This is a genomic window from Citrobacter sp. CRE-46, assembly GCF_059615875.1.
Genome location: NZ_CM184341.1, coordinates 1,891,800 through 1,911,427, shown reverse-complemented (window position 1 = coordinate 1,911,427; position 19,628 = coordinate 1,891,800). Strand labels below are relative to the sequence as shown.

At 49.8% G+C, this 19,628-nt stretch carries 19 protein-coding genes and 1 riboswitch; of the genes, 8 read left to right on the top strand and 11 right to left on the bottom strand.

Features of this window, described 5'->3' with window-relative positions; genetic code table 11:
* Positions 1–8 precede the first annotated feature (8 nt).
* Positions 9–740, top strand: a complete 732-nt coding sequence (artJ, locus tag AC534G_RS08920; protein ID WP_069323469.1) for an arginine ABC transporter substrate-binding protein ArtJ — start codon at positions 9–11, stop codon at positions 738–740.
* A gap of 130 nt (positions 741–870) precedes the next feature.
* The gene (yegS, locus tag AC534G_RS08915) at positions 871–1,770 is read left to right on the top strand and encodes a lipid kinase YegS (protein ID WP_069323468.1); all 900 of its coding nucleotides are present in this window, start codon (positions 871–873) and stop codon (positions 1,768–1,770) included.
* Positions 1,771–1,791: 21 nt separating this feature from the next.
* Here the strand turns inward: yegS and fbaB are convergent, their stop codons facing one another.
* The gene (fbaB, locus tag AC534G_RS08910) at positions 1,792–2,844 is read right to left on the bottom strand and encodes a class I fructose-bisphosphate aldolase (protein WP_038641899.1); all 1,053 of its coding nucleotides are present in this window, start codon (positions 2,842–2,844) and stop codon (positions 1,792–1,794) included.
* A 252-nt stretch (positions 2,845–3,096) separates the two neighbouring features.
* On the opposite strand from fbaB, the gene AC534G_RS08905 reads away from it, so the two are divergent.
* Genes AC534G_RS08905 through AC534G_RS08895 form a run of 3 tightly spaced genes read left to right on the top strand, consistent with a single transcriptional unit; the run spans position 3,097 to position 6,340 of the window.
* Positions 3,097–4,374 carry a nucleoside permease gene (locus tag AC534G_RS08905; protein ID WP_110497447.1) on the top strand — a complete coding sequence of 426 codons (1,278 nt, stop codon included), beginning with the start codon at positions 3,097–3,099 and terminating at the stop codon, positions 4,372–4,374.
* Positions 4,371–5,375 carry an ADP-ribosylglycohydrolase family protein gene (locus AC534G_RS08900; protein ID WP_069323467.1) on the top strand — a complete coding sequence of 335 codons (1,005 nt, stop codon included), beginning with the start codon at positions 4,371–4,373 and terminating at the stop codon, positions 5,373–5,375. The genes AC534G_RS08905 and AC534G_RS08900 overlap by 4 nt, the downstream gene beginning before the upstream one ends.
* On the top strand, positions 5,372–6,340 hold the full coding sequence (locus tag AC534G_RS08895; RefSeq protein WP_110497445.1) for a PfkB family carbohydrate kinase: 969 nt from the start codon (positions 5,372–5,374) through the stop codon (positions 6,338–6,340). The genes AC534G_RS08900 and AC534G_RS08895 overlap by 4 nt, the downstream gene beginning before the upstream one ends.
* On the opposite strand, the gene AC534G_RS08890 is transcribed toward AC534G_RS08895, so the two are convergent.
* Genes AC534G_RS08890 through thiM form a run of 3 tightly spaced genes read right to left on the bottom strand, consistent with a single transcriptional unit; the run spans position 6,314 to position 8,688 of the window.
* Positions 6,314–7,060 carry a GntR family transcriptional regulator gene (locus AC534G_RS08890; RefSeq protein WP_038641911.1) on the bottom strand — a complete coding sequence of 249 codons (747 nt, stop codon included), beginning with the start codon at positions 7,058–7,060 and terminating at the stop codon, positions 6,314–6,316. The two genes, AC534G_RS08895 and AC534G_RS08890, sit on opposite strands and share 27 nt — an antisense overlap.
* Positions 7,061–7,102: 42 nt before the next feature.
* Entirely contained in the window at positions 7,103–7,903 is an 801-nt protein-coding gene (thiD, locus tag AC534G_RS08885) for a bifunctional hydroxymethylpyrimidine kinase/phosphomethylpyrimidine kinase (RefSeq protein ID WP_069323464.1), read from the bottom strand.
* Positions 7,900–8,688 carry a hydroxyethylthiazole kinase gene (thiM, locus tag AC534G_RS08880; protein WP_038641915.1) on the bottom strand — a complete coding sequence of 263 codons (789 nt, stop codon included), beginning with the start codon at positions 8,686–8,688 and terminating at the stop codon, positions 7,900–7,902. Before thiM ends, thiD begins: the two co-directional genes overlap by 4 nt.
* Positions 8,689–8,719: 31 nt before the next feature.
* Positions 8,720–8,816, bottom strand: a riboswitch (TPP riboswitch).
* Positions 8,817–9,056: 240 nt separating this feature from the next.
* On the opposite strand from thiM, the gene AC534G_RS08875 reads away from it, so the two are divergent.
* On the top strand, positions 9,057–9,383 hold the full coding sequence (locus AC534G_RS08875; protein ID WP_032940076.1) for an RcnB family protein: 327 nt from the start codon (positions 9,057–9,059) through the stop codon (positions 9,381–9,383).
* A 51-nt stretch (positions 9,384–9,434) separates the two neighbouring features.
* On the opposite strand, the gene AC534G_RS08870 is transcribed toward AC534G_RS08875, so the two are convergent.
* From AC534G_RS08870 to apbC, 6 genes are all read right to left on the bottom strand, one after another.
* Positions 9,435–10,481 carry a fimbrial protein gene (locus AC534G_RS08870; protein WP_199981073.1) on the bottom strand — a complete coding sequence of 349 codons (1,047 nt, stop codon included), beginning with the start codon at positions 10,479–10,481 and terminating at the stop codon, positions 9,435–9,437.
* 9 nt (positions 10,482–10,490) lie between these two features.
* The gene (locus AC534G_RS08865; protein ID WP_199981074.1) at positions 10,491–12,971 is read right to left on the bottom strand and encodes a fimbrial biogenesis outer membrane usher protein; all 2,481 of its coding nucleotides are present in this window, start codon (positions 12,969–12,971) and stop codon (positions 10,491–10,493) included.
* Between the two features lie 12 nt (positions 12,972–12,983).
* Positions 12,984–13,667: a fimbria/pilus periplasmic chaperone gene (locus tag AC534G_RS08860; RefSeq protein WP_085047892.1), complete on the bottom strand. Its 684-nt coding sequence runs from the start codon at positions 13,665–13,667 to the stop codon at positions 12,984–12,986.
* Positions 13,668–13,712: 45 nt separating this feature from the next.
* Positions 13,713–14,282, bottom strand: a complete 570-nt coding sequence (locus AC534G_RS08855) for a fimbrial protein (protein ID WP_110497433.1) — start codon at positions 14,280–14,282, stop codon at positions 13,713–13,715.
* Between the two features lie 277 nt (positions 14,283–14,559).
* Positions 14,560–14,841: a DUF2574 family protein gene (locus AC534G_RS08850; protein WP_110497431.1), complete on the bottom strand. Its 282-nt coding sequence runs from the start codon at positions 14,839–14,841 to the stop codon at positions 14,560–14,562.
* A gap of 265 nt (positions 14,842–15,106) precedes the next feature.
* A complete protein-coding gene (gene apbC / locus AC534G_RS08845; RefSeq protein ID WP_038641931.1) occupies positions 15,107–16,216 on the bottom strand; it encodes an iron-sulfur cluster carrier protein ApbC in 1,110 nt (369 codons plus the stop codon).
* Positions 16,217–16,380: 164 nt separating this feature from the next.
* Between apbC and metG the strand changes: the two genes are divergently transcribed.
* Together metG and AC534G_RS08835 are read left to right on the top strand one after the other, a co-directional pair.
* A complete protein-coding gene (metG, locus tag AC534G_RS08840; RefSeq protein ID WP_110497428.1) occupies positions 16,381–18,414 on the top strand; it encodes a methionine--tRNA ligase in 2,034 nt (677 codons plus the stop codon).
* A gap of 206 nt (positions 18,415–18,620) precedes the next feature.
* Entirely contained in the window at positions 18,621–19,079 is a 459-nt protein-coding gene (locus AC534G_RS08835; RefSeq protein ID WP_038641935.1) for a YehR family lipoprotein, read from the top strand.
* 44 nt (positions 19,080–19,123) lie between these two features.
* Here AC534G_RS08835 and AC534G_RS08830 read toward each other — a convergent pair whose 3' ends face one another.
* Complete coding sequence (locus AC534G_RS08830; RefSeq protein ID WP_110498807.1) at positions 19,124–19,594, bottom strand: YehS family protein; 471 nt, start codon at positions 19,592–19,594, stop codon at positions 19,124–19,126.
* Positions 19,595–19,628 lie beyond the last annotated feature (34 nt).

The window sequence follows — 19,628 nt, the reverse complement described above, 5'->3', positions numbered from 1 at the left end:
GTTCCACCATGAAAAAGTTAGTACTGGCCGCATTACTGGCTACTTTCGCCGCTGGCACCTCAGCCGCTGATAAAATTAGCTTTGGTGTATCAGCGACTTATCCGCCATTTGAATCGCTGGACGCGAGCAACAAAATTGTCGGTTTTGACATTGACCTGGCAACGGCGCTGTGTAAACAAATGCAGGCGGAATGTACTTTTACCAATCATGCTTTCGACAGCCTGATCCCCGCGCTGAAATTCAAAAAATATGATGCAGTGATTTCCGGAATGGATATCACGCCTGAGCGTAGCAAACAGGTTGCGTTCACTCAGCCTTACTATGCTAACTCCGCGCTGGTTATTGCCAAGAAAGACGCCTATAAAACCTTTGCCGATCTGAAAGGAAAACGCATCGGTATGGAAAACGGCACCACGCACCAGAAATACCTGCAGGACAAACATCCTGAAGTGAAAACCGTGGCCTATGACAGCTATCAGAATGCGATTATCGACCTGAAAAATGGCCGTATTGATGGCGTATTTGGCGATACCGCCGTCGTTAACGAGTGGCTGAAAACTAACCCGCAGTTAGGCGTGGCTACCGACAAAGTGACCGACCCACAATACTTCGGTACCGGTCTTGGCATTGCGGTTCGCCCGGATAACAAAGCCCTGCTGGAAAAACTGAATAACGCACTGGCCGCCATCAAAGCGGACGGCACCTACCAAAAAATCAGCGATCAGTGGTTCCCGCAGTAATTTCCGCTCAATCTGAAAAGCCGCAACCGCGGCTTTTTTTATCTCTTCGCCTGCGCTTTCAGTCAGTTCTTACGCCAGAAATGCATTCATGGCATACACTAATTAAAACGATAAAGAATGAGGCATAAGGATGATAGCGTTTCCTGCCAGCTTGCTGATCCTCAATGGAAAAAGTGCTGATAATCTCCCTCTGCGTGAAACTATTGCGCAACTTCGCGATGAGGGCGTGGAAATTCATGTACGCGTCACCTGGGAAAAAGGCGACGCTCAACGTTACGTGGATGAAGCGCGTCGATTAGGCGTTGCAACAGTGATTGCCGGCGGCGGCGATGGCACGATCAACGAAGTCTCGACAGCGCTAATCCAGTCGCAGGACGGCAATGTTCCCGCCCTGGGTATTTTACCGTTGGGAACGGCGAATGACTTTGCCACCAGCGTGGGTATTCCTGAAGCATTGGATAAAGCGTTAAAACTGGCTATCGCCGGAAATGCGACAGAGATCGATATGGTGCAGGTCAATGATAAAACCTGTTTTATCAACATGGCGACCGGCGGCTTCGGCACTCGTATCACCACCGAAACGCCAGAAAAACTCAAAGCCGCGCTGGGCGGCGTATCGTATTTTATTCACGGTTTAATGCGCATGGATACGCTCAAGCCCGACGTCTGCGACATCCGTGGAGAAGATTTTCACTGGCAGGGCAAAGCGCTGGTGATTGGGATTGGTAATGGCCGCCAGGCCGGTGGTGGACAACAGCTTTGCCCGACGGCGCTGATTAACGACGGATTGCTGCAACTGCGCATTTTTACCGGCGAGGAGTTGCTGCCCGGGCTGCTTTCAGCGTTAACGCAATCTGAAGAAAACCCTAATATCATTGATGGCGCTTCATCGTGGTTTGACATCCGCGCCCCACACGAAATTACCTTTAATCTTGATGGCGAACCGCTCAGCGGACAGGAGTTTCATATTGAAATCCTGCCCGCTGCGCTACGTTGCAGATTGCCGCCGGGTTGCCCGTTGTTGCGCTAACAAAACGGCCCCCCGCCGCAATCAGGCAATGGTGACTTTGCTGTCCAGATAAACATCCTGCACGGCGTTAATCAGCTTAACGCCGTCGGCCATGGTTTTCTTGAATGCTTTGCGTCCAAGAATCAGCCCCATACCGCCAGCGCGCTTATTAATGACCGCCGTACGTACCGCATCGCTCAGATCGGTTTCTCCACCGGCAGCGCCGCCAGAGTTAATTAATCCGGCGCGCCCCATATAGCAGTTCGCCAACTGATAACGTACCAGGTCAATCGGGTTGTCGCTGGTCAGCTTGTTGTAGACGCGATCGTCGGTGTAGCCAAAGTTAACGGCTTTGTATCCGCCGTTATTTTCCGCCATTTTCTGCTTCACGATATCCGCCCCAATGGTGGCGGCCAGATGGTTAGCCTGACCGGTGAGATCGGCGGAGACATGATAATCCACCCCGTCTTTCTTAAACGCGGAGTTACGCAGATAAGCCCACAGTACGGTGACCATACCCAGCTCATGGGCACGCTCAAACGCGGCGGAAATCTCCTCAATCTGACGTCGAGACTCCTCAGAACCGAAATAGATAGTCGCCCCGACCGCCACCGCGCCCATATTGAACGCCTGCTCGACGCTGGCATATAACGTCTGGTCAAACGTATTGGGATAACTGAGCGTTTCGTTGTGGTTAATCTTCACAAGGAACGGAATACGGTGCGCGTAACGGCGGGAAACAGAAGCCAGCACGCCATAGGTCGATGCCACGCAGTTACACCCTGCTTCGATTGCCAGTTCCACGATATTCTTTGGATCAAAGTACAACGGGTTAGCCGCAAACGATGCCCCTGCGGAGTGCTCCACGCCCTGGTCCACCGGAAGAATCGACAGGTACCCTGTTCCGGCCAGGCGCCCCGTGTTATACAGCGTCTGCATATTACGCAGTACGGCTGGGGGACGGTTGTTATCAACCATTACGCGATCAACGTAATCATGTCCTGGCAGGTAAAGTTGGTCAGAAGGAATGGTCATACAACGATGCTGTAAAAGGCTGTCGGCATCTTTGCCAAGCAACTGCGCAATATCAGTCATAGCTATGCTCCCGTAAGTTCCGATTAATAATCGGAATGTGAATTATCCTGACCCGCTTTTTTGCGGGCAGCAATAAGCCTGGTACCGACTGCGCTTTTTTTCCATCTTTAGCGCACTTTTCAGCGATTTCCGCTGGAACGATTCAGGAAGAAATAGTGTTAAGGCGGTCAAATTTAGACCGCAAAGGTATTTTAAAGGTATTATCAGGTGGTACTATCAACGCGTACCTTACCTGTCATGAAGGATTTAAAGATGAAAACTACAGTTAAGCTGTCGTTCATGATGTTTGTTGAGTGGTTTATCTGGGGCGCCTGGTTTGTCCCGCTTTGGCTGTGGCTCAGCAAAAGTGGCTTTACCGCGGGTGAAATTGGTTGGTCGTACGCCTGTACCGCCATTGCTGCGATCCTGTCGCCGATACTGGTCGGCTCCATCACTGACCGTTTCTTCTCAGCGCAAAAAGTCCTCGCCGTATTGATGTTTGTCGGCGCTATCCTGATGTACTTCGCCGCGCAGCAAACCACCTTTAGCGGATTCTTCCCGCTGTTACTGGCCTATTCACTGACCTATATGCCGACAATTGCGTTAACCAACAGTATCGCTTTTGCCAACGTACCGGACGTGGAACGTGATTTCCCACGCATTCGCGTGATGGGCACCATTGGCTGGATTGCGTCTGGTTTAGCCTGCGGCTTCTTGCCGCAAATGCTCGGCTATAGCGATATTTCCCCCACCAATATCCCCCTGCTTGTTACGGCCGGAAGTTCCGCGCTGTTAGGCGTTTTTGCGTTCTTTTTACCGGATACGCCGCCGAAAAGTACCGGCAAGATGGATTTCAAAGTCATGCTGGGGCTGGATGCGCTGATCCTTCTGCGGGATAAGAACTTCCTCGTCTTTTTCTGTTGCTCATTCCTGTTTGCCATGCCGCTGGCATTTTATTACATCTTCGCCAACGGTTATCTGACAGAAGTGGGGATGAAAAATGCGACCGGTTGGATGACGCTGGGCCAGTTCTCTGAAATCTTCTTTATGCTGGCGCTGCCGTTCTTCACCAAACGCTTTGGCATTAAAAAGGTATTACTGCTTGGTCTTATTACTGCGGCTATCCGCTACGGATTCTTCGTTTACGGCGGTGCGGAAGAATATTTCACTTATGCCCTGCTGTTTCTCGGCATTCTGCTACACGGCGTCAGTTACGACTTCTACTACGTTACGGCTTATATCTATGTCGATAAAAAAGCGCCGGTACACATGCGCACCGCAGCGCAAGGGCTTATCACGCTCTGCTGTCAGGGATTCGGCAGCCTGCTGGGTTATCGCCTGGGCGGCGTAATGATGGAAAAAATGTTTGCCTATAAGGAACCGATTAATGGTCTCACCTTCAACTGGGCGGGCATGTGGGGATTTGGCGCGATCATGATCGCCGTCATTGCCGTGCTGTTTATGATTTTCTTTCGCGAATCAGATAAAGAAATTACCGCCATTCAGGTGGACGATCGCGATGTAGAGTTGAAACAAGGGGAAGTGAAATGAAAGCAGAACGTATTCTCGGTGCTCTTTATGGGCAGGCGTTAGGGGATGCGATGGGCATGCCGTCTGAACTGTGGCCAAGAACCCGGGTTAAAGCACACTTCGGTTGGATCGACCGTTTTTTGCCTGGACCTGCGGAGAATAATGCCGCCTGTTATTTTAACCAGGCGGAGTTTACCGATGACACATCCATGGCCCTGTGTCTGGCTGATGCCTTGCTTGAATGTGATGGAAAGATAGTTCCAGACGTTATTGGCCGCAATATTCTGGCCTGGGCCGAGCGTTTCGATGCCTTTAATAAAAACGTGCTTGGTCCAACGTCAAAAATTGCGCTAAATGCCATTCGCAACGGCAAACCTGTTGCCGAACTGGAAAATAATGGCGTCACTAACGGAGCGGCAATGCGCGTTTCGCCGCTGGGATGTCTGCTGCCCGCGCGCGATCTCGATACCTTTATTGATGACGTCGCACTGGCCTCCAGCCCGACACATAAATCGGATCTGGCTATCGCCGGCGCTGTCGTCATCGCGTGGGCGGTGTCGCGTGCTATCGACGGAGGAAAATGGTCGGAGATCGTCGACGCGCTGCCTGCCATTGCCCGACATGCGCAGCAAAAACGGATCACCACCTTTAGCGCCTCGCTCTCTGCCCGTCTTGAACTGGCGCTGAAAATCGTTCGTCATGCCGATGGTATAGAGTCCGCCAGCGAGCAGTTATACCAGGTCGTTGGGGCCGGAACCAGCACCATTGAGTCCGTGCCCTGCGCCATCGCGATGGTCGAACTGGCGCAGACCGATCCTAACCGCTGCGCCATTCTGTGCGCGAATCTTGGGGGCGATACCGACACCATCGGGGCAATGGCGACCGCTATTTGCGGTGCGTTACATGGCGTAAGCGCGATTGACCCGGCATTGAAACAGGAACTGGATGCGGTAAATCAGCTGGACTTTAACCGCTACGCCAATGGATTACTGCGACTGCGCGGACAACGGGAGGCGCTATGAACAGCACCACGCGTCTGCAACAACTTCTCCCGCAGTTAGGTTCACACAGGCCGGTTACGGTGGTGGGGGCAGCGGTCATTGATGTTATTGCCGATGCGTATGCCCTCCCCTGGCGCGGGTGTGATATCGAGCTTAAGCAGCAAGGCGTTAACATTGGCGGCTGCGCGCTCAATATTGCCGTTGCGCTCAGGCGTTTAGGTATCAGCGCCAGCAATGCGCTACCGCTGGGTCAGGGGGTATGGGCCGATATTATCCGCAACCGGATGGCAAAAGAGGGATTGCATAGCCTGATCGACAACGCAGAAGGCGATAACGGTTGGTGTCTGGCGCTGGTGGAACCGGATGGCGAACGAACCTTTATGTCTTTTAGCGGCGTCGAAAACCAGTGGAACACCGACTGGTTGGCGCATCTGAACATCCCGCGTAACAGCCTGGTCTATCTGTCAGGCTATCAGTTAGCCTCTCCATGTGGCGAGCTGTTGGTACAGTGGCTGGAAGGTCTGGAAGACGTGACGCCGTTTATCGATTTTGGTCCGCGAATCGGCGATATTTCAGTCGCCTTAATGGCGCGAATCATGGCCTGCCGCCCACTGGTATCACTCAATCGACAGGAGGCCGAAATTGCCGCCGAGCGGTTTGCATTAAGCCAGGATGTACAGGCTTTTGGCGCAGAGTGGGTGCACCGTTTCGCCGCGCCGGTAGTGATACGCCACGATAAAGACGGCGCGTGGTATTTCAGCGCGCAAACATCCGGTTGCGTACCAGCATTTAAGGCGACCGTCGTGGATACCATTGGCGCGGGCGACAGCCACGCCGGCGGCATGCTGGCCGGACTGGCGTCAGGCTGGCCGCTGGCTGATGCGGTACTGCTGGGCAATGCGGTGGCTTCCTGGGTAGTCGGGCATCGCGGCGGCGATTGCGCCCCCTCGCGAGAGGCGTTACTCCTCGCACACAAAGACGTATAGATCGCTTCGGCAATAGCTGATGCTGTATTCAATGGGCCGTTGCTGCTGGTCAAGCGCTACCTGCTTGATCACCAGCACCGGCACTTTGCTGTCCATTTGAATGTGTGCCTGGAACTCTGCGTCAGGCATCCGGGCGCTGACGCGTGAGCGCGTGCGCTGCGGGAAGATATGCTGGCTGCGAAAATAGTCGTACAGCGAAACGCCGATGGCATCCACATCATGGATTAGTTGGACCGGCACCCATGACTCTTCAATAGAAACGGCGTCTTCATCGACATAGCGAATACGTTTGAGCAGGAAAACGTCACTCCCGGCGGCAACAGCCAACTGCTGCGCTACCTCTTCCGGACAAGGCACAATGCGCTTATTGACCCACAGCGTATCTGGTTTTTTACCGCGTAAAACGACCTGCTGCGAAAAACCCCGCGCTTCTTTAAGCGAATACTCGAAGATGTTGTTGATCTGCGTCCCGTAACCGCGGGCGCGTGTCACCACACCTTCTTCCTCCAGGGCCTGCATTGCCTTGCGTACCGTAATTCGCGACACGCCGGTCAACTGACTGAGATCGCGCTCGCCGGGCAGGATATTGCCATGCTCAAGGATCCCGCAGCGTACAGCGTTCTTCACCGTTTGCGCAAATTTCATATACAGCGGCGTGTTATCTGCCGCTGCAATGCGTTCATTCAGTTGCGCGATAAGCTGGGTATGCGCTTGTTCCATTTATCTTTTTCCAGGCAGACGTTTCTGCTGCCAGTATACTCATTACCACCACGCGTGGAAATGATGTACCGGACCTATTCCCTGCCCGACTTCAAGGGTGTCGGCTTGTGCCAGCGCAGCTGAAAGCCACAGCTTGGCTTCCTGTACCGTATCAGCCCAGTTGTTATGCCGTGGACGCAGCGCCGCCAGCGCTGCGGACAGCGTACAACCGGTACCGTGGGTATTTTTAGTGATAACACGGGGCGCAGTAAAACGCTGCTCGCCGTCACGGGTAAACAGCCAGTCCGGGCTTTGCGCATCCTCCAGATGACCGCCTTTCATCAGCACCGCCTCACAGCCCAGCGCTCGCAGCGCCCTTCCCTGTTCTAACATCTCCGGTTCCGTTTGCGCATGCGATGTGCCGAGCAATGCCGCGGCCTCCGGCAAATTTGGGGTGATAATTGAAACCTGCGGCAGCAAACGGGTACGCAACGTTTCTACCGCCGCGGGCGATAGTAACGGATCGCCGCTTTTCGCCAGCATTACCGTATCCAGCACCACATTTTGCACCCGATGGCGGTGCAAACGTTCGGCGACCGCTTCAACAATATCCGCTTCCGCCAGCATGCCGATTTTGGTGGTGTCGATACGTACATCGCTGAACACCGAGTCCAGTTGCGCAGCGACAAAGTCAGGTTCAATGCGATACACCGACTGCACCCCACGCGTATTTTGCGCCACCAACGCCGTGATCACCGAACAGCCGTAAGCGCCAAGCGCGGAGAACGTTTTTAAATCTGCCTGAATACCCGCGCCACCACTGGGATCGGTTCCGGCAATCGTTAATGCGTTAATCCGTTTCATGCTTGCTCCTGCGCGTTCAGGTTATAGAGGGCGTCGAGAAATGCCGGGACAAAACTGCCCGGCCCGGTCGATTGTTGCGTGGCGATTTGTCCGGCCTGTTTCATCCAGCTACAGGCGGAGGCGACGTTATCAAGCCGGTCACCGGGCAGCGCGCAACTGGCCGCAACGACCGCAGATAGCGCACATCCGGTGCCGACCACGCGCGTCATCAACGGATCGCCGCCATTCACGCAGACAGTGCGCAGACCATCGGTAACATAGTCCACTTCGCCAGTCACCACGACGATGGTCTCTACCTGACGGGCCAGCGCCCGGGCCGCGCCAAGCGCAGCGGCTGGCGTATCGGTCGTGTCCACGCCACGCCCCCCGCCGTTCATTCCTGCCAGCGCCAGTATTTCCGAGGCATTACCGCGAATTACGGCTGGCTGTAGCGACAGTAAATCCAGACAGAAGCGGCGGCGAAACTCAAGAGCGCCCACGGCAACGGGATCGAGCGTCCAGGGGGTTTTAGCAAGAAGCGCCTGCTCAACGGCGACGCGCATCGCCGTGGCCCGCTCCAGGGTAAGCGTGCCGACGTTAACCAGCAATGCGCTGGCAATAGCCGCAAACTGGCTGGCTTCTTCAGGTTCAACCACCATCGCAGGTGATGCGCCTAACGCCAGCAGCGTATTGGCGGTAAAGTTTTGCACGACCTCATTGGTCATACAGTGCGTGAGGGGGGAAAGCGTTCTAAAGTGGTGTAAGGCATGGGCCGCGAGCGCGCGGCTGTGCAGGTCAGGCTGCATGGTTCAGCTCCTGCCCGCGCGAAGAAGGGACACGAGCAGTGTCAGACTTCCCTACGCTGGCATTATCCAGATCAGGTGGTACGGGTATTTCTCAGCCTTCACAAAGAAGGGCACCCCGAGTCGTTGAAACACAATCGTAATATGCTGGTTTCGGCAACAGGATACTGCCTGCGCTTAACGATGTAAATTGGCGCGGAGCAGGCTTTGGCAATGCAACCGCTGGTTACGGTTGCCGGATTTCTGTACTTTCATTTACACTTTTTACGAAATTACTGGAGTGATAACAAAAAAGTCCTTGTCAGATGCCCTGTAAGCCAGGAATGATACATGACTGATTTTGATGACCCGAAGAGGTAGAGAGGATGGGTATGAAGAAGAAAATGTTGCTGGGCGCGCTGTTGCTCGTAACCAGCACCGTCTGGGCCGCGCCTACAGCTACTGCTGCCGCAAAGGGTATTGATCAATATGAGCTAAAAAGTTTTATTGCTGACTTCACCCATTTCAAACCCGGTGACAAAGTTCCACCACTGTATCTCACCAGCGAATACACCATTAAGCAGTGGAATCTGCGCAACCTGCCCGCACCGACAGCTGGCACCCACTGGACCTACATGGGCGGCGCGTATGTGCTGGTCAATGATGCCGATGCTAAGATCATTAAAGCCTACGACGGCGAGATTTTTTATCATCGGTGAAAAAACACGCACTCGCTCTGATGAAGGAGTGCGTAAAATACCATAGCGTGATCAATCATAATCGATAACAATTTTTACACGGCTTAGTACCTGCCCGGCTTTAAATATCTTATCTCCATAAGGAGTGTATTTATATTTCAGCGGTATAATCGTATTTCTGGCCACGTTTTCTTTTAAATCTCCCCATGCTATCAGATCATAATGATTATTGCTTAAATTAACTACAGAACCATCTTTTATTAACTCAAAGCCAATATTTCCCGCGCTATCACTATTCGTATATTCATTAGGTAAAACATTACCGACAGCATTATCAGAAACGAATCTGTAATGAACTGATCTTGTGGCATAGGCCACAATTTGGTCACAATCAATTTTCACTTCGGCATCAGCATCATGCGCAAGCCCTTTACTTACATCTCCGTAATTTATGTTGCTAACTTTAACGGTAGTATCATTGAAAGAACATGTAGTTGGAGTGTAATTAAACTTAACTCTTATATATTGTTTTAAATTATAAGAATCCGAACCGGAACTTTCATTAAAACGCACATGATCTTTAAGAGTCACAGTTTCCCCTATTTTTTTTATTTCAGATGAAACAGATTTATTTTTCGTTAATCTGTATTTAATTGCATAGGTTACCTTAGAATTAAGATCATCTCTCGGAAAATTAAAATAATAACGAGCAATACCCAAAAAACTATTTACAACGCTATAAGGCCCGAGTGAACCATTAACAGACAACTGAACTTCAACATATACACCTTCATTATTTCCAGTTGTTAATACCTGATAATATTCAGAGGTGCCAGATTCTTGAGTTTTGGCTATTAAATAATAAGGCGAGCCTGGGTTAGACGTTCCAAAGTCACAATGATAGGTACTATTTCCTCCCGTAAAATTAAGAGGAATACCTTCTTTTGATTGAAATGAATTAAGAGAGGCATCATTCAAATCCAACTCAATCACTTCACTTTCAGCTATTGCACCAGCAGTACTTGGGTTAAAATCAAAATATTGAAATGAAACCGGAAAACAATTGCAGGATACTGAGCCTGACATCATAACCAAAATTAATCCCAGGATAAATCTCATATCTCCTCCTCACCGACAAATATAAACTTTACTTTCATCAATCGTTTTACCAAAGGAGATTGAGCATGAAAGTCCCTGTTGTTTATCCACTGCGACTTTAATTTCCGGCGGCACGCTGTCTGTACGAATAAAGAGCTGGCTGCCCTGACCGACCAGGCCAATATTATTCCCTTGGTTATCTTCCACCTCATAACCAAAAGTTAACGGCGAACCATCCGGGCGCTGGGCGCGAATAAACCAGGGCTGCCGTTGGTCGGTATCGAATTTCACCAGCACCACGGCGCCGCGATAAGGCGCGGCACTGTGTCGGTTACCCAATAGCTCGGTTTTACTGTCGGTATTAGAAACGTCCAGCGTCAGGCTATTTTCCCGGTACGGGGTCAACATATCATATAACACCACACCGCTGCGGTTAGTGGTGCGGTAACGTTGCCCGTTGACGTAGGCGCCTTCCAGTCCCGGCGCCTGCATTACTGCAAATGTATCGGAAAGGCGGTTCGCCAGATTCACCCCGCCGGACCAGGCCACTATCCCGCCCGAAATATTACCACCCGCCTGCCGGTATTTATTAGACTGGCTATAGCTACCGCTTAGTTTAGCAAGCGGTGCGTTCCAGGTTAAGTTGGTGCCTGCCGTCGTTTCGCTGTCCTGGCGCTGATGGCTCAGGTTAACGCCATAGTTAAACTGGTCGCGATCGCCCATCGTCCCGGAAAGTCCGGTATTGTTTGAGGAAAACCCATCGTTATTAAAGGTCGTTGAGTTAGATAAATATATCTGGCGGCGTCTTGAGGTAATATCATCCCCCCAGTCAAACGGAACAGAAATTAAAAGGTTAAAACGCTTATCCTCGCGATGATCCTCGTCATAGGTCTGGCTGGCCGAAAAGGTATAGCCAATACGTTGCCAGTTATTGGTATAACTCAACTGATAATCCTTACTCGTGCCACTACGCTCCCAGTAATCGCGCCACAATATACTTAGTGATAAGGAACCATAGCCCGCCGGTAAAGTTTGGCTCACATTGGCGGAAAAACTGTTTTTGCGACCAAAATCATACTGGTAGTAATCCGCAATGTCATAAACATCATTTTCATCACGATGATAGCTGTCTTTATTATTGGCCCAAACGTGATCGTTAAAAGTCCGATAATCCCGTGATGAGTATCGATAGGCAGCAAGGCCAAAACGCGTGGCGGTTTGTGTCAAATATTTATTATAAGCAATTTGATAGCTTTGCCCATCAAATACATCGCCATTATCCTGTTTACTGTGTGAACGCGTCGCATCCACGGAGATGGCGCCAATTCGGGTATTCCAGCCAGTCCCTAACGTAAACGAATTATAGTTATCAGCGAGCATCGTACCGCCATATAACGTTAATAGGTTACTCCACCCATATTGATAGCTCATCTGCGCAAAGTCGGTCTGATTACTTGCCCCTTCGATATGGCTACGTCCGGCGGCAAAATCATATTTTGAGACCCCAGGCTGCAACATGTTAGGTACCGCAGCATATGGCACCAGATAGGTGGTAACCGATCCATCAGCTTCTTTGATGCTAACATCAAGATCTGCACCTCCCCCTGCTAACTGCAAATCCGCGATAGAAAACGGGCCTGGCGATACTTCTTTCTGATACACCACAAAACCGTTCTGCTCAATAGTGACCAGCGCATTGCTCTGCGCAATCCCCTGTACTACCGGGGTAAAGCTTTGTTTTGAGTTGGGTAACATCTGCATATCGCGGTATAAACGCACCCCACGAAAGCGTACCGAGTCAAAAATATCAGATGAGGTGTACATATCCCCGGCGCGTAACGTGCCGAGAATTTGTGGAATACCGTACTCCAGATAAAGGGTGTTACTTTTCCATTCCCCGCTGCTATCATCCGTTTTGTTGTAGCTGGCATCGGAATGCAACTGCCAGCCCAGCAGGTTTAATCCACTGGTAAAGCGCGCATAGGTACTTTTGCTGTTACCAGAATTCTTATAGTCGCTATTGTACTGGCTGAGATAATAGGAGGTATAAAGGGCATTGATACCGCGATCCCAGCTTTCCGGCGGCACATAGCCATTTTCCAGCTCGTCAACGTAGGCCTGGGGTACGCTAAGATCTAACTGAAATTTTCCTATGTTCCAGCGATAACTCCCGCCCTGCACCGCTTGCTCAATAGAAAGGCAATTTTTGGTTTTATCAAGCTTATCGGTATTAATCCCTAAACGCGTGATGGTATCGCGAGTCAGGCAAGTTTCAGCAGCCGTATCTTTAACTGTGATCTCATATTTGCCGCGCCACTGTTTATTAACATAGATATCCACGTCATATTGTCCAGGTAAAGGATGATTATCATTAACGCGTAAAGCAGAAACTTTTTCGCCCTTCATCCCACCCATCATAAAGTGTGTATCAAAAGTTTCTTCTGCCGACAGGACAGAAAAAGACAACAAAGACAATAATATCGCAGAAGCAAGCGGGGTCATCCTTAACATAATCAGCTCCTGTCATCTCAGGCTGACGTTATCACTTATATAATTGCCATGATCATCAATAATTGTTAGTTTATACTGACTGGCATTACTATTTTTCACCGTAAAAGATTCGCTAGATAATGGCGCAACCATCACCGAGTCATTATTTATCTTGATACTGCCAGCTTTAACTTCCGTGACCGTTATCCAGTTAGCACTGCTATTTTTTATAGAAAAATTTCTTCCACTATGGTTTAACGATAATTTTTTAAAAATTTCTTTATTAACTGGTGCAACACCTGCAGGACGATAAAAGAGCTTAATCCGGTTCTGCATAGCAAATTTTAGTACATTTTTACCATCATATGCCGGATTATTGGGTGGGATATCCAACACATTGAGATAAAACAGACTCTCTTTATTATTTGGTAGCATATTAGGCATTTTCTTAATTTTAAGCTGCTGCCCTGAATTTCCCGCTACTTTAGCGACTGGAGGCGTCAGCAAAAAAGGCACCTGAATCTTCTCGGGTGGCAGTGTTGTATTACCATCATCAATCCAGGCCTGTATCAGAGAAGCGCTTTTTTCCTGGTTCATCAACTGTATAACTATTTCATTTTTTTCTGCAGGGTAAATTACTCTTGTGCCATAAATCACTATCCCTGCCTGAGCCGGTGTCATAAGTGATAATGTAATTACCGCGCCTAATATTTTCATTTTAATTCCCTTTTTATACCGGCAACCTTGGTTGCCGGTATAACACTATTCCTGAACAACAATCAGTTTTACATTTGCTTTTACTTCACCTGTACCAACGGGAGCACCTGCAGCACCTATAGCCTTTGCATAACGAGCCGAAAGTCGAAGCCCGTATTGAGTATTACCCTCAGTTGACAAACCCAACTGTTCAAGATCTGAAAGCTTAAATTCATCCTGACCATCTTTTGTAATTAAAACATTCTTGTGAAATAATTTAAAACCAACCTCTGTAGGACCTGTGCCTGTATTTTCAATAACACTATTATAATCAAAAGCACTACCATCAACTTTTATTTTGACATTATCGCTACTATTACATTCAAGAATTAAATTCTTATCTGCTTCATTTTCACCATACCCCGTATCCTGACCCGCGGCCAGTGGAGTAAGTATTGTAGCGGGAATATCGTCTAATTTAATAGTAGCGGTATTTGCTGTATCAAGGAACTTACAAGCGGTACCTGACACCATACCGGTAATTGTTAACGTACCTTCTTCAACTCCAGCAGCAAACGCCCCGCCACTCATAAATAATCCTGTTACCACTGCCGTAGCAATAATTGAACGTTTCATAGTATCTTCCTTAATCGCCGTATTTCTGATTGTTACATTATGTTATTCCTGCAATTAGAATCTACACGCTTAAATCGTTACCGCAATGTAAATGGAATGTTTTTTTGATTTAAGACAAGTTAATCAATGCAATATAATTATAACAAATAGTCAGGAACCAATCTTATTTACACAATTAATAAGTTAACGTAATTTACCATTCATATTTATTTTCAAGATAAATAAAAAAGCCCACATCATTCATGAGAGTGATGTGGGCTATATGAAAGAGAGTATCCTAGTCGTAGCGGTTGAGGATAATTTGACGATTATCGCTGCCCGGAACAGCGACCAGTTCCGTTGTTACTCCCCTCACCACCGCTGAAACAGTTTGTTCGGTACTCGAAACGTGGGTTGAGTTGCCGCAGCGCTGTTGAAGCTGAGCATTTACCACTTCGATACTGCAGGTCGGCGCGACAACGTTGCCGCTAATAGTTAAGGTTGCGGTATCTGTTCCCAACGCGGGAAGACTTAATCCATAAGCCAGAACTATAATTCCCAGCGACAAAGTTTTTTTCATCTAAACGTCATTCCTGTATTAAGCCCGATTTAACATGCAGGGTAGTTATTTAGCGTAATAATAGGTGCGCTACCACGCGAAAACCAATTGAAATACTAAATCAATAGGATAGGCATGATCAATTTAAATGATGAATAAAGGATATAATTCAGAAAAAAACATGTTTTATTAAGACAGGGTAAACAATGCTCTATTTTTTCTTCATCTTATATATTCACCGCATCAATATATTATTGATACGGTGAATAATATTTAACGCCAGAAATTACACCGCGCGGAAGGCAATTTCGCCAGGAATAACTTCACCCTGCCAGTACAGCTGCGCTGCCACGCGCCCTGCAAGGTCACGGTAAATGGCGGTAAATTCGCTGTCTGGACGGCTGATAACCGTCGGCGTACCGCGATCGAGGTCTTCACGCAGAGAAATATGCAGCGGCATTTGTCCCAACAGTTGGGTGTGGTACTGCTCGGCCAGTTTCTGCGCGCCACCGGTGCCAAAGATTGGCTCATGATGTCCGCAGTTGCTGCAAATATGCATACTCATATTCTCAACAATACCCAACACCGGCACTTCGACTTTTTCGAACATCACAATGCCTTTTTTCGCATCGATCAGCGCAATATCCTGCGGCGTGGTCACTACAACCGCCCCTGTTACCGGAATGTTCTGCGCCAGCGTCAGTTGGATGTCACCGGTGCCTGGCGGCATATCCAGTACCAGATAATCAAGATCTGGCCATAAGGTTTCCTGCAGCATCTGCAATAGCGCTTTACTGGCCATCGGCCCGCGCCACACCATAGCGTTATCGTCGGTTACCAGATAGCCAATGGAGTTGGTCGCCAGACCGTGAGACATGATCGGCGCCATATGTGTGCCGTCCGGTGAAGTGGGACGCTGGTTTTCCGCGCCGAGCATCGTCGGGATGGACGGGCCATAAATATCGGCGTCAAGAATGCCCACCTTTGCCCCTTCCGCAGCCAGCGCCAACGCCAGGTTCACCGCAGTGGAAGATTTACCCACCCCGCCTTTGCCGGAACTGACGGCAATGATGTTTTTCACACCATTAATACCCGGCTGATTTTTCACACGTTTCAGGGTGGCGATGTTATGTGACAACTTCCAGTCAATCGCTTTCGCGCCGGTAATACGCAACAGATCGGCACTGCATTGCTCTTTTAATGCTTCAAACGCGCTATGCCAGACGAAGGGCATGACCAGCTCGACGTGCAACGTGTCATCCATCCAGGCGACGTGGTGCAACGCTTTAAGCGTCGTCAGATTATGCTTCAGGGTTGAATGCTGAAAATTCGCCAGCGTCCCGGCGACCATCGCGCGCAGGGTTTCTGGTGATTTGGCCTGGGATTGTGCGTTCATCCCGACTCCTTTTTGTTGTTCTGAAAATACAATAGTCACCAGGTAGTTTACTCCAACCGCAACAATTATTCATTTACGGATAAATGCCCTTATCGCTTGGCGCAGTAATTACCATTTTGGTACTATCAAAGCCCTTTTCACTACAAAAGAAGTAATTGCCCACTATGACTCAAGTCGCGAAGAAAATTCTGGTAACGTGCGCGCTGCCGTACGCCAACGGCTCTATCCACCTCGGCCATATGCTGGAGCACATCCAGGCTGATGTCTGGGTCCGTTACCAGCGAATGCGCGGCCACCAGGTAAACTTCATCTGCGCGGACGACGCCCACGGTACGCCAATCATGCTGAAGGCACAGCAGCTTGGGATCACGCCAGAGCAGATGATCGGTGAAATGAGTCAGGAGCATCAGACTGATTTTGCGGGTTTTGACATCAGCTATGACAACTACCACTCTACGCATAGCGAAGAGAACCGCGAGCTGTCTGAGCTGATTTACACGCGCCTGAAGGAGAACGGTTTTATTAAAAACCGCACTATCTCCCAGCTTTACGATCCGGAAAAAGGCATGTTCCTGCCGGACCGTTTCGTTAAAGGCACCTGCCCGAAATGTAAGTCTGCGGATCAATACGGCGATAACTGTGAAGTCTGTGGCGCAACCTACAGCCCGACCGAACTTATCGAGCCGAAATCCGTCGTTTCCGGCGCAACGCCGGTGATGCGTAACTCAGAACACTTCTTCTTTGACCTGCCGTCATTCAGCGAAATGCTGCAGGCATGGACGCGCAGCGGCGCGTTGCAGGAGCAGGTCGCCAACAAAATGCAGGAATGGTTTGAAGCCGGCCTGCAGCAGTGGGATATTTCCCGCGACTCACCGTACTTCGGTTTTGAAATCCCGAATGCGCCTGGCAAGTACTTCTACGTCTGGCTGGATGCGCCGATTGGCTATATGGGATCGTTCAAAAACCTGTGCGATAAGCGCGGCGACACCACTAGCTTTGACGAATACTGGAAGAAAGACTCTACCGCCGAGCTATATCACTTCATCGGTAAAGATATCGTCTACTTCCACAGCCTGTTCTGGCCTGCCATGCTGGAAGGCAGCAACTTCCGTAAGCCGACCAACCTGTTCGTACACGGTTATGTGACGGTGAACGGCGCGAAGATGTCCAAATCTCGCGGCACCTTTATTAAGGCCAGCACCTGGCTGAAGCACTTTGACGCCGACAGCCTGCGCTACTACTACACCGCGAAGCTCTCTTCACGTATTGATGACATCGACCTGAACCTGGAAGACTTTGTCCAGCGCGTTAACGCCGATATCGTCAACAAGGTGGTTAACCTGGCCTCCCGTAACGCTGGTTTTATCGCCAAGCGTTTTGACGGCGTGCTGGCGGCAGAACTGGCCGATCCGGCACTGTATAAAACCTTTACCGATGCCGCTGCAGTCATTGGCGAAGCGTGGGAAAGCCGTGAATTCGGTAAAGCTATCCGTGAAATCATGGCGCTGGCCGATGTGGCAAACCGCTACGTTGACGAACAGGCCCCGTGGGTTGTGGCTAAACAGGAAGGCCGCGATGCGGACCTGCAGGCAATTTGCTCAATGGGCATCAACCTGTTCCGCGTGCTGATGACTTACCTGAAACCGGTACTGCCGACGCTGGCTGAGCGTGTTGAAGCTTTCCTGAACAGCGAACTAAGCTGGGATGCTATCGAGCAGCCGCTGCTCGGTCACAAGGTCAACACCTTTAAAGCGCTCTACAATCGCATCGACATGAAACAAGTTGAAGCGCTGGTTGAGGCGTCTAAAGAAGAGGTGAAAGCCGCAGCCGCGCCGGTTACCGGCCCGCTGGCGGACGATCCGATTCAGGAAACCATCACCTTTGACGATTTCGCCAAAGTTGACCTGCGCGTAGCGTTGATTGAAAACGCTGAGTTTGTAGACGGTTCTGACAAGCTGCTGCGTCTGACGCTGGATCTCGGTGGCGAAAAGCGTAACGTCTTCTCCGGTATTCGTTCTGCTTATCCGGATCCGCAGGTCCTGATTGGACGTCAGACCATTATGGTAGCCAACCTGGCACCGCGTAAAATGCGCTTCGGTATTTCCGAAGGTATGGTGATGGCGGCGGGTCCTGGCGGGAAAGATATCTTCCTGTTAAGTCCGGACGAAGGCGCAAAACCAGGCCAACAGGTGAAGTAAGACCTACCAAGCGCTGCAATGGCAGCGCTTTTTTTTTGCAGTAGCTATTCCCCTAATCTCAAACGCGTCACTTCACTCCATTTTCGGACTGCTCAGCTATTGCGATTAGATTTATTCTATACTGCTTTGCTATTAAGGTCGTACGGGCCCATCAAATTCATAGGCTCTATTATTTTGCATCCGATATTCATGAAATGGAGTTTTACATGACAGCGTTTCAAAAATTAGTTTCTCTTGCCGTAGCGTCGGTTGTCATTTTTTCCCTGACGGGGTGTGGTGATAAAGAAGAGACAAAAACATTTAATGCCAACCTAAACGGCTCGGATATTACCGTCTCTTACACCTATAAGGGCGATAAGGTTCTGAAACAAATCTCTGAAAGTAAAATCAGCTATGCGTCGGTCGGCGCCAGCAATAAAGAAGAAGCAGCAAAAGTATTTGACGCCTTAAGCGCTAAATATCAAAACATCCCTGGCATAGAAGAAAAGCTCACCTATTCAGACACCTATGCGCAGGAAAACGTCACTATCGATATGGAAAAAGTCGATGTAAAAGCATTGCAGGCAATTTCCGGGATGAAGCTGTCTGAGAATACCGATAAAAACATCAGCATGAAGCAAATGCAAACGGTAATGGAATCGGCGGGTTTTAAAGAAGTGAAGTAAACCGTCGGCGACCCGATTTTAATCGTGGTCGCCCGTTTTTCTCGTTATGCTTTCGTGCTATGTACGCGTGCGGTCAAACCGCGCAGGAAATAACGCAGGAACTGATCGCCGCATTCGCGATAGTTTTTATGATCCGGCGCGCGCATCATGGCGGTAATTTCCGGCATCGACACACGAAATTTCTGCTCGGTCATAATGGCCAGAATATCATCGGTTTTCAGCGAAAAGGCGATACGCAGCTTTTTCAGCACCGTATTGTTATTTACACGACGCTCAAGCGCCAGCTCCGGCGCTGATTCATCTTTCCCACGCAGATGATAAATCAGACCGTTTAAAAAACCGGAAAGAATGATATCCGGGCAACGCACAAACCCGTCTTCATCTTCTTTTGTCATCCAGGTATCAAAACCCGCGGAGGTGGATTCAATGTCAGCAAGCGCAAGAATACGCACCATGTCGTTATTGTTCGCTTTCAGGGTGTAGCGCAGGCTACGAAGAATATCGTTACTTAGCATAGAGCCTTCAACAGTCGGTGATGCAATGGCGCGC

Bases quoted from the DNA above. Each gene is read 5' to 3' on its own strand.
- artJ (WP_069323469.1), top strand. From the start codon at position 9: ATGAAAAAGTTAGTACTGGCCGCATTACTGGCTACTTTCGCCGCTGGC.
- yegS (WP_069323468.1), top strand. From the start codon at position 871: ATGATAGCGTTTCCTGCCAGCTTGCTGATCCTCAATGGAAAAAGTGCT.
- fbaB (WP_038641899.1), bottom strand. From the start codon at position 2,844: ATGACTGATATTGCGCAGTTGCTTGGCAAAGATGCCGACAGCCTTTTA.
- AC534G_RS08905 (WP_110497447.1), top strand. From the start codon at position 3,097: ATGAAAACTACAGTTAAGCTGTCGTTCATGATGTTTGTTGAGTGGTTT.
- AC534G_RS08900 (WP_069323467.1), top strand. From the start codon at position 4,371: ATGAAAGCAGAACGTATTCTCGGTGCTCTTTATGGGCAGGCGTTAGGG.
- AC534G_RS08895 (WP_110497445.1), top strand. From the start codon at position 5,372: ATGAACAGCACCACGCGTCTGCAACAACTTCTCCCGCAGTTAGGTTCA.
- AC534G_RS08890 (WP_038641911.1), bottom strand. From the start codon at position 7,060: ATGGAACAAGCGCATACCCAGCTTATCGCGCAACTGAATGAACGCATT.
- thiD (WP_069323464.1), bottom strand. From the start codon at position 7,903: ATGAAACGGATTAACGCATTAACGATTGCCGGAACCGATCCCAGTGGT.
- thiM (WP_038641915.1), bottom strand. From the start codon at position 8,688: ATGCAGCCTGACCTGCACAGCCGCGCGCTCGCGGCCCATGCCTTACAC.
- AC534G_RS08875 (WP_032940076.1), top strand. From the start codon at position 9,057: ATGAAGAAGAAAATGTTGCTGGGCGCGCTGTTGCTCGTAACCAGCACC.
- AC534G_RS08870 (WP_199981073.1), bottom strand. From the start codon at position 10,481: ATGAGATTTATCCTGGGATTAATTTTGGTTATGATGTCAGGCTCAGTA.
- AC534G_RS08865 (WP_199981074.1), bottom strand. From the start codon at position 12,971: ATGTTAAGGATGACCCCGCTTGCTTCTGCGATATTATTGTCTTTGTTG.
- AC534G_RS08860 (WP_085047892.1), bottom strand. From the start codon at position 13,667: ATGAAAATATTAGGCGCGGTAATTACATTATCACTTATGACACCGGCT.
- AC534G_RS08855 (WP_110497433.1), bottom strand. From the start codon at position 14,282: ATGAAACGTTCAATTATTGCTACGGCAGTGGTAACAGGATTATTTATG.
- AC534G_RS08850 (WP_110497431.1), bottom strand. From the start codon at position 14,841: ATGAAAAAAACTTTGTCGCTGGGAATTATAGTTCTGGCTTATGGATTA.
- apbC (WP_038641931.1), bottom strand. From the start codon at position 16,216: ATGAACGCACAATCCCAGGCCAAATCACCAGAAACCCTGCGCGCGATG.
- metG (WP_110497428.1), top strand. From the start codon at position 16,381: ATGACTCAAGTCGCGAAGAAAATTCTGGTAACGTGCGCGCTGCCGTAC.
- AC534G_RS08835 (WP_038641935.1), top strand. From the start codon at position 18,621: ATGACAGCGTTTCAAAAATTAGTTTCTCTTGCCGTAGCGTCGGTTGTC.
- AC534G_RS08830 (WP_110498807.1), bottom strand. From the start codon at position 19,594: ATGCTAAGTAACGATATTCTTCGTAGCCTGCGCTACACCCTGAAAGCG.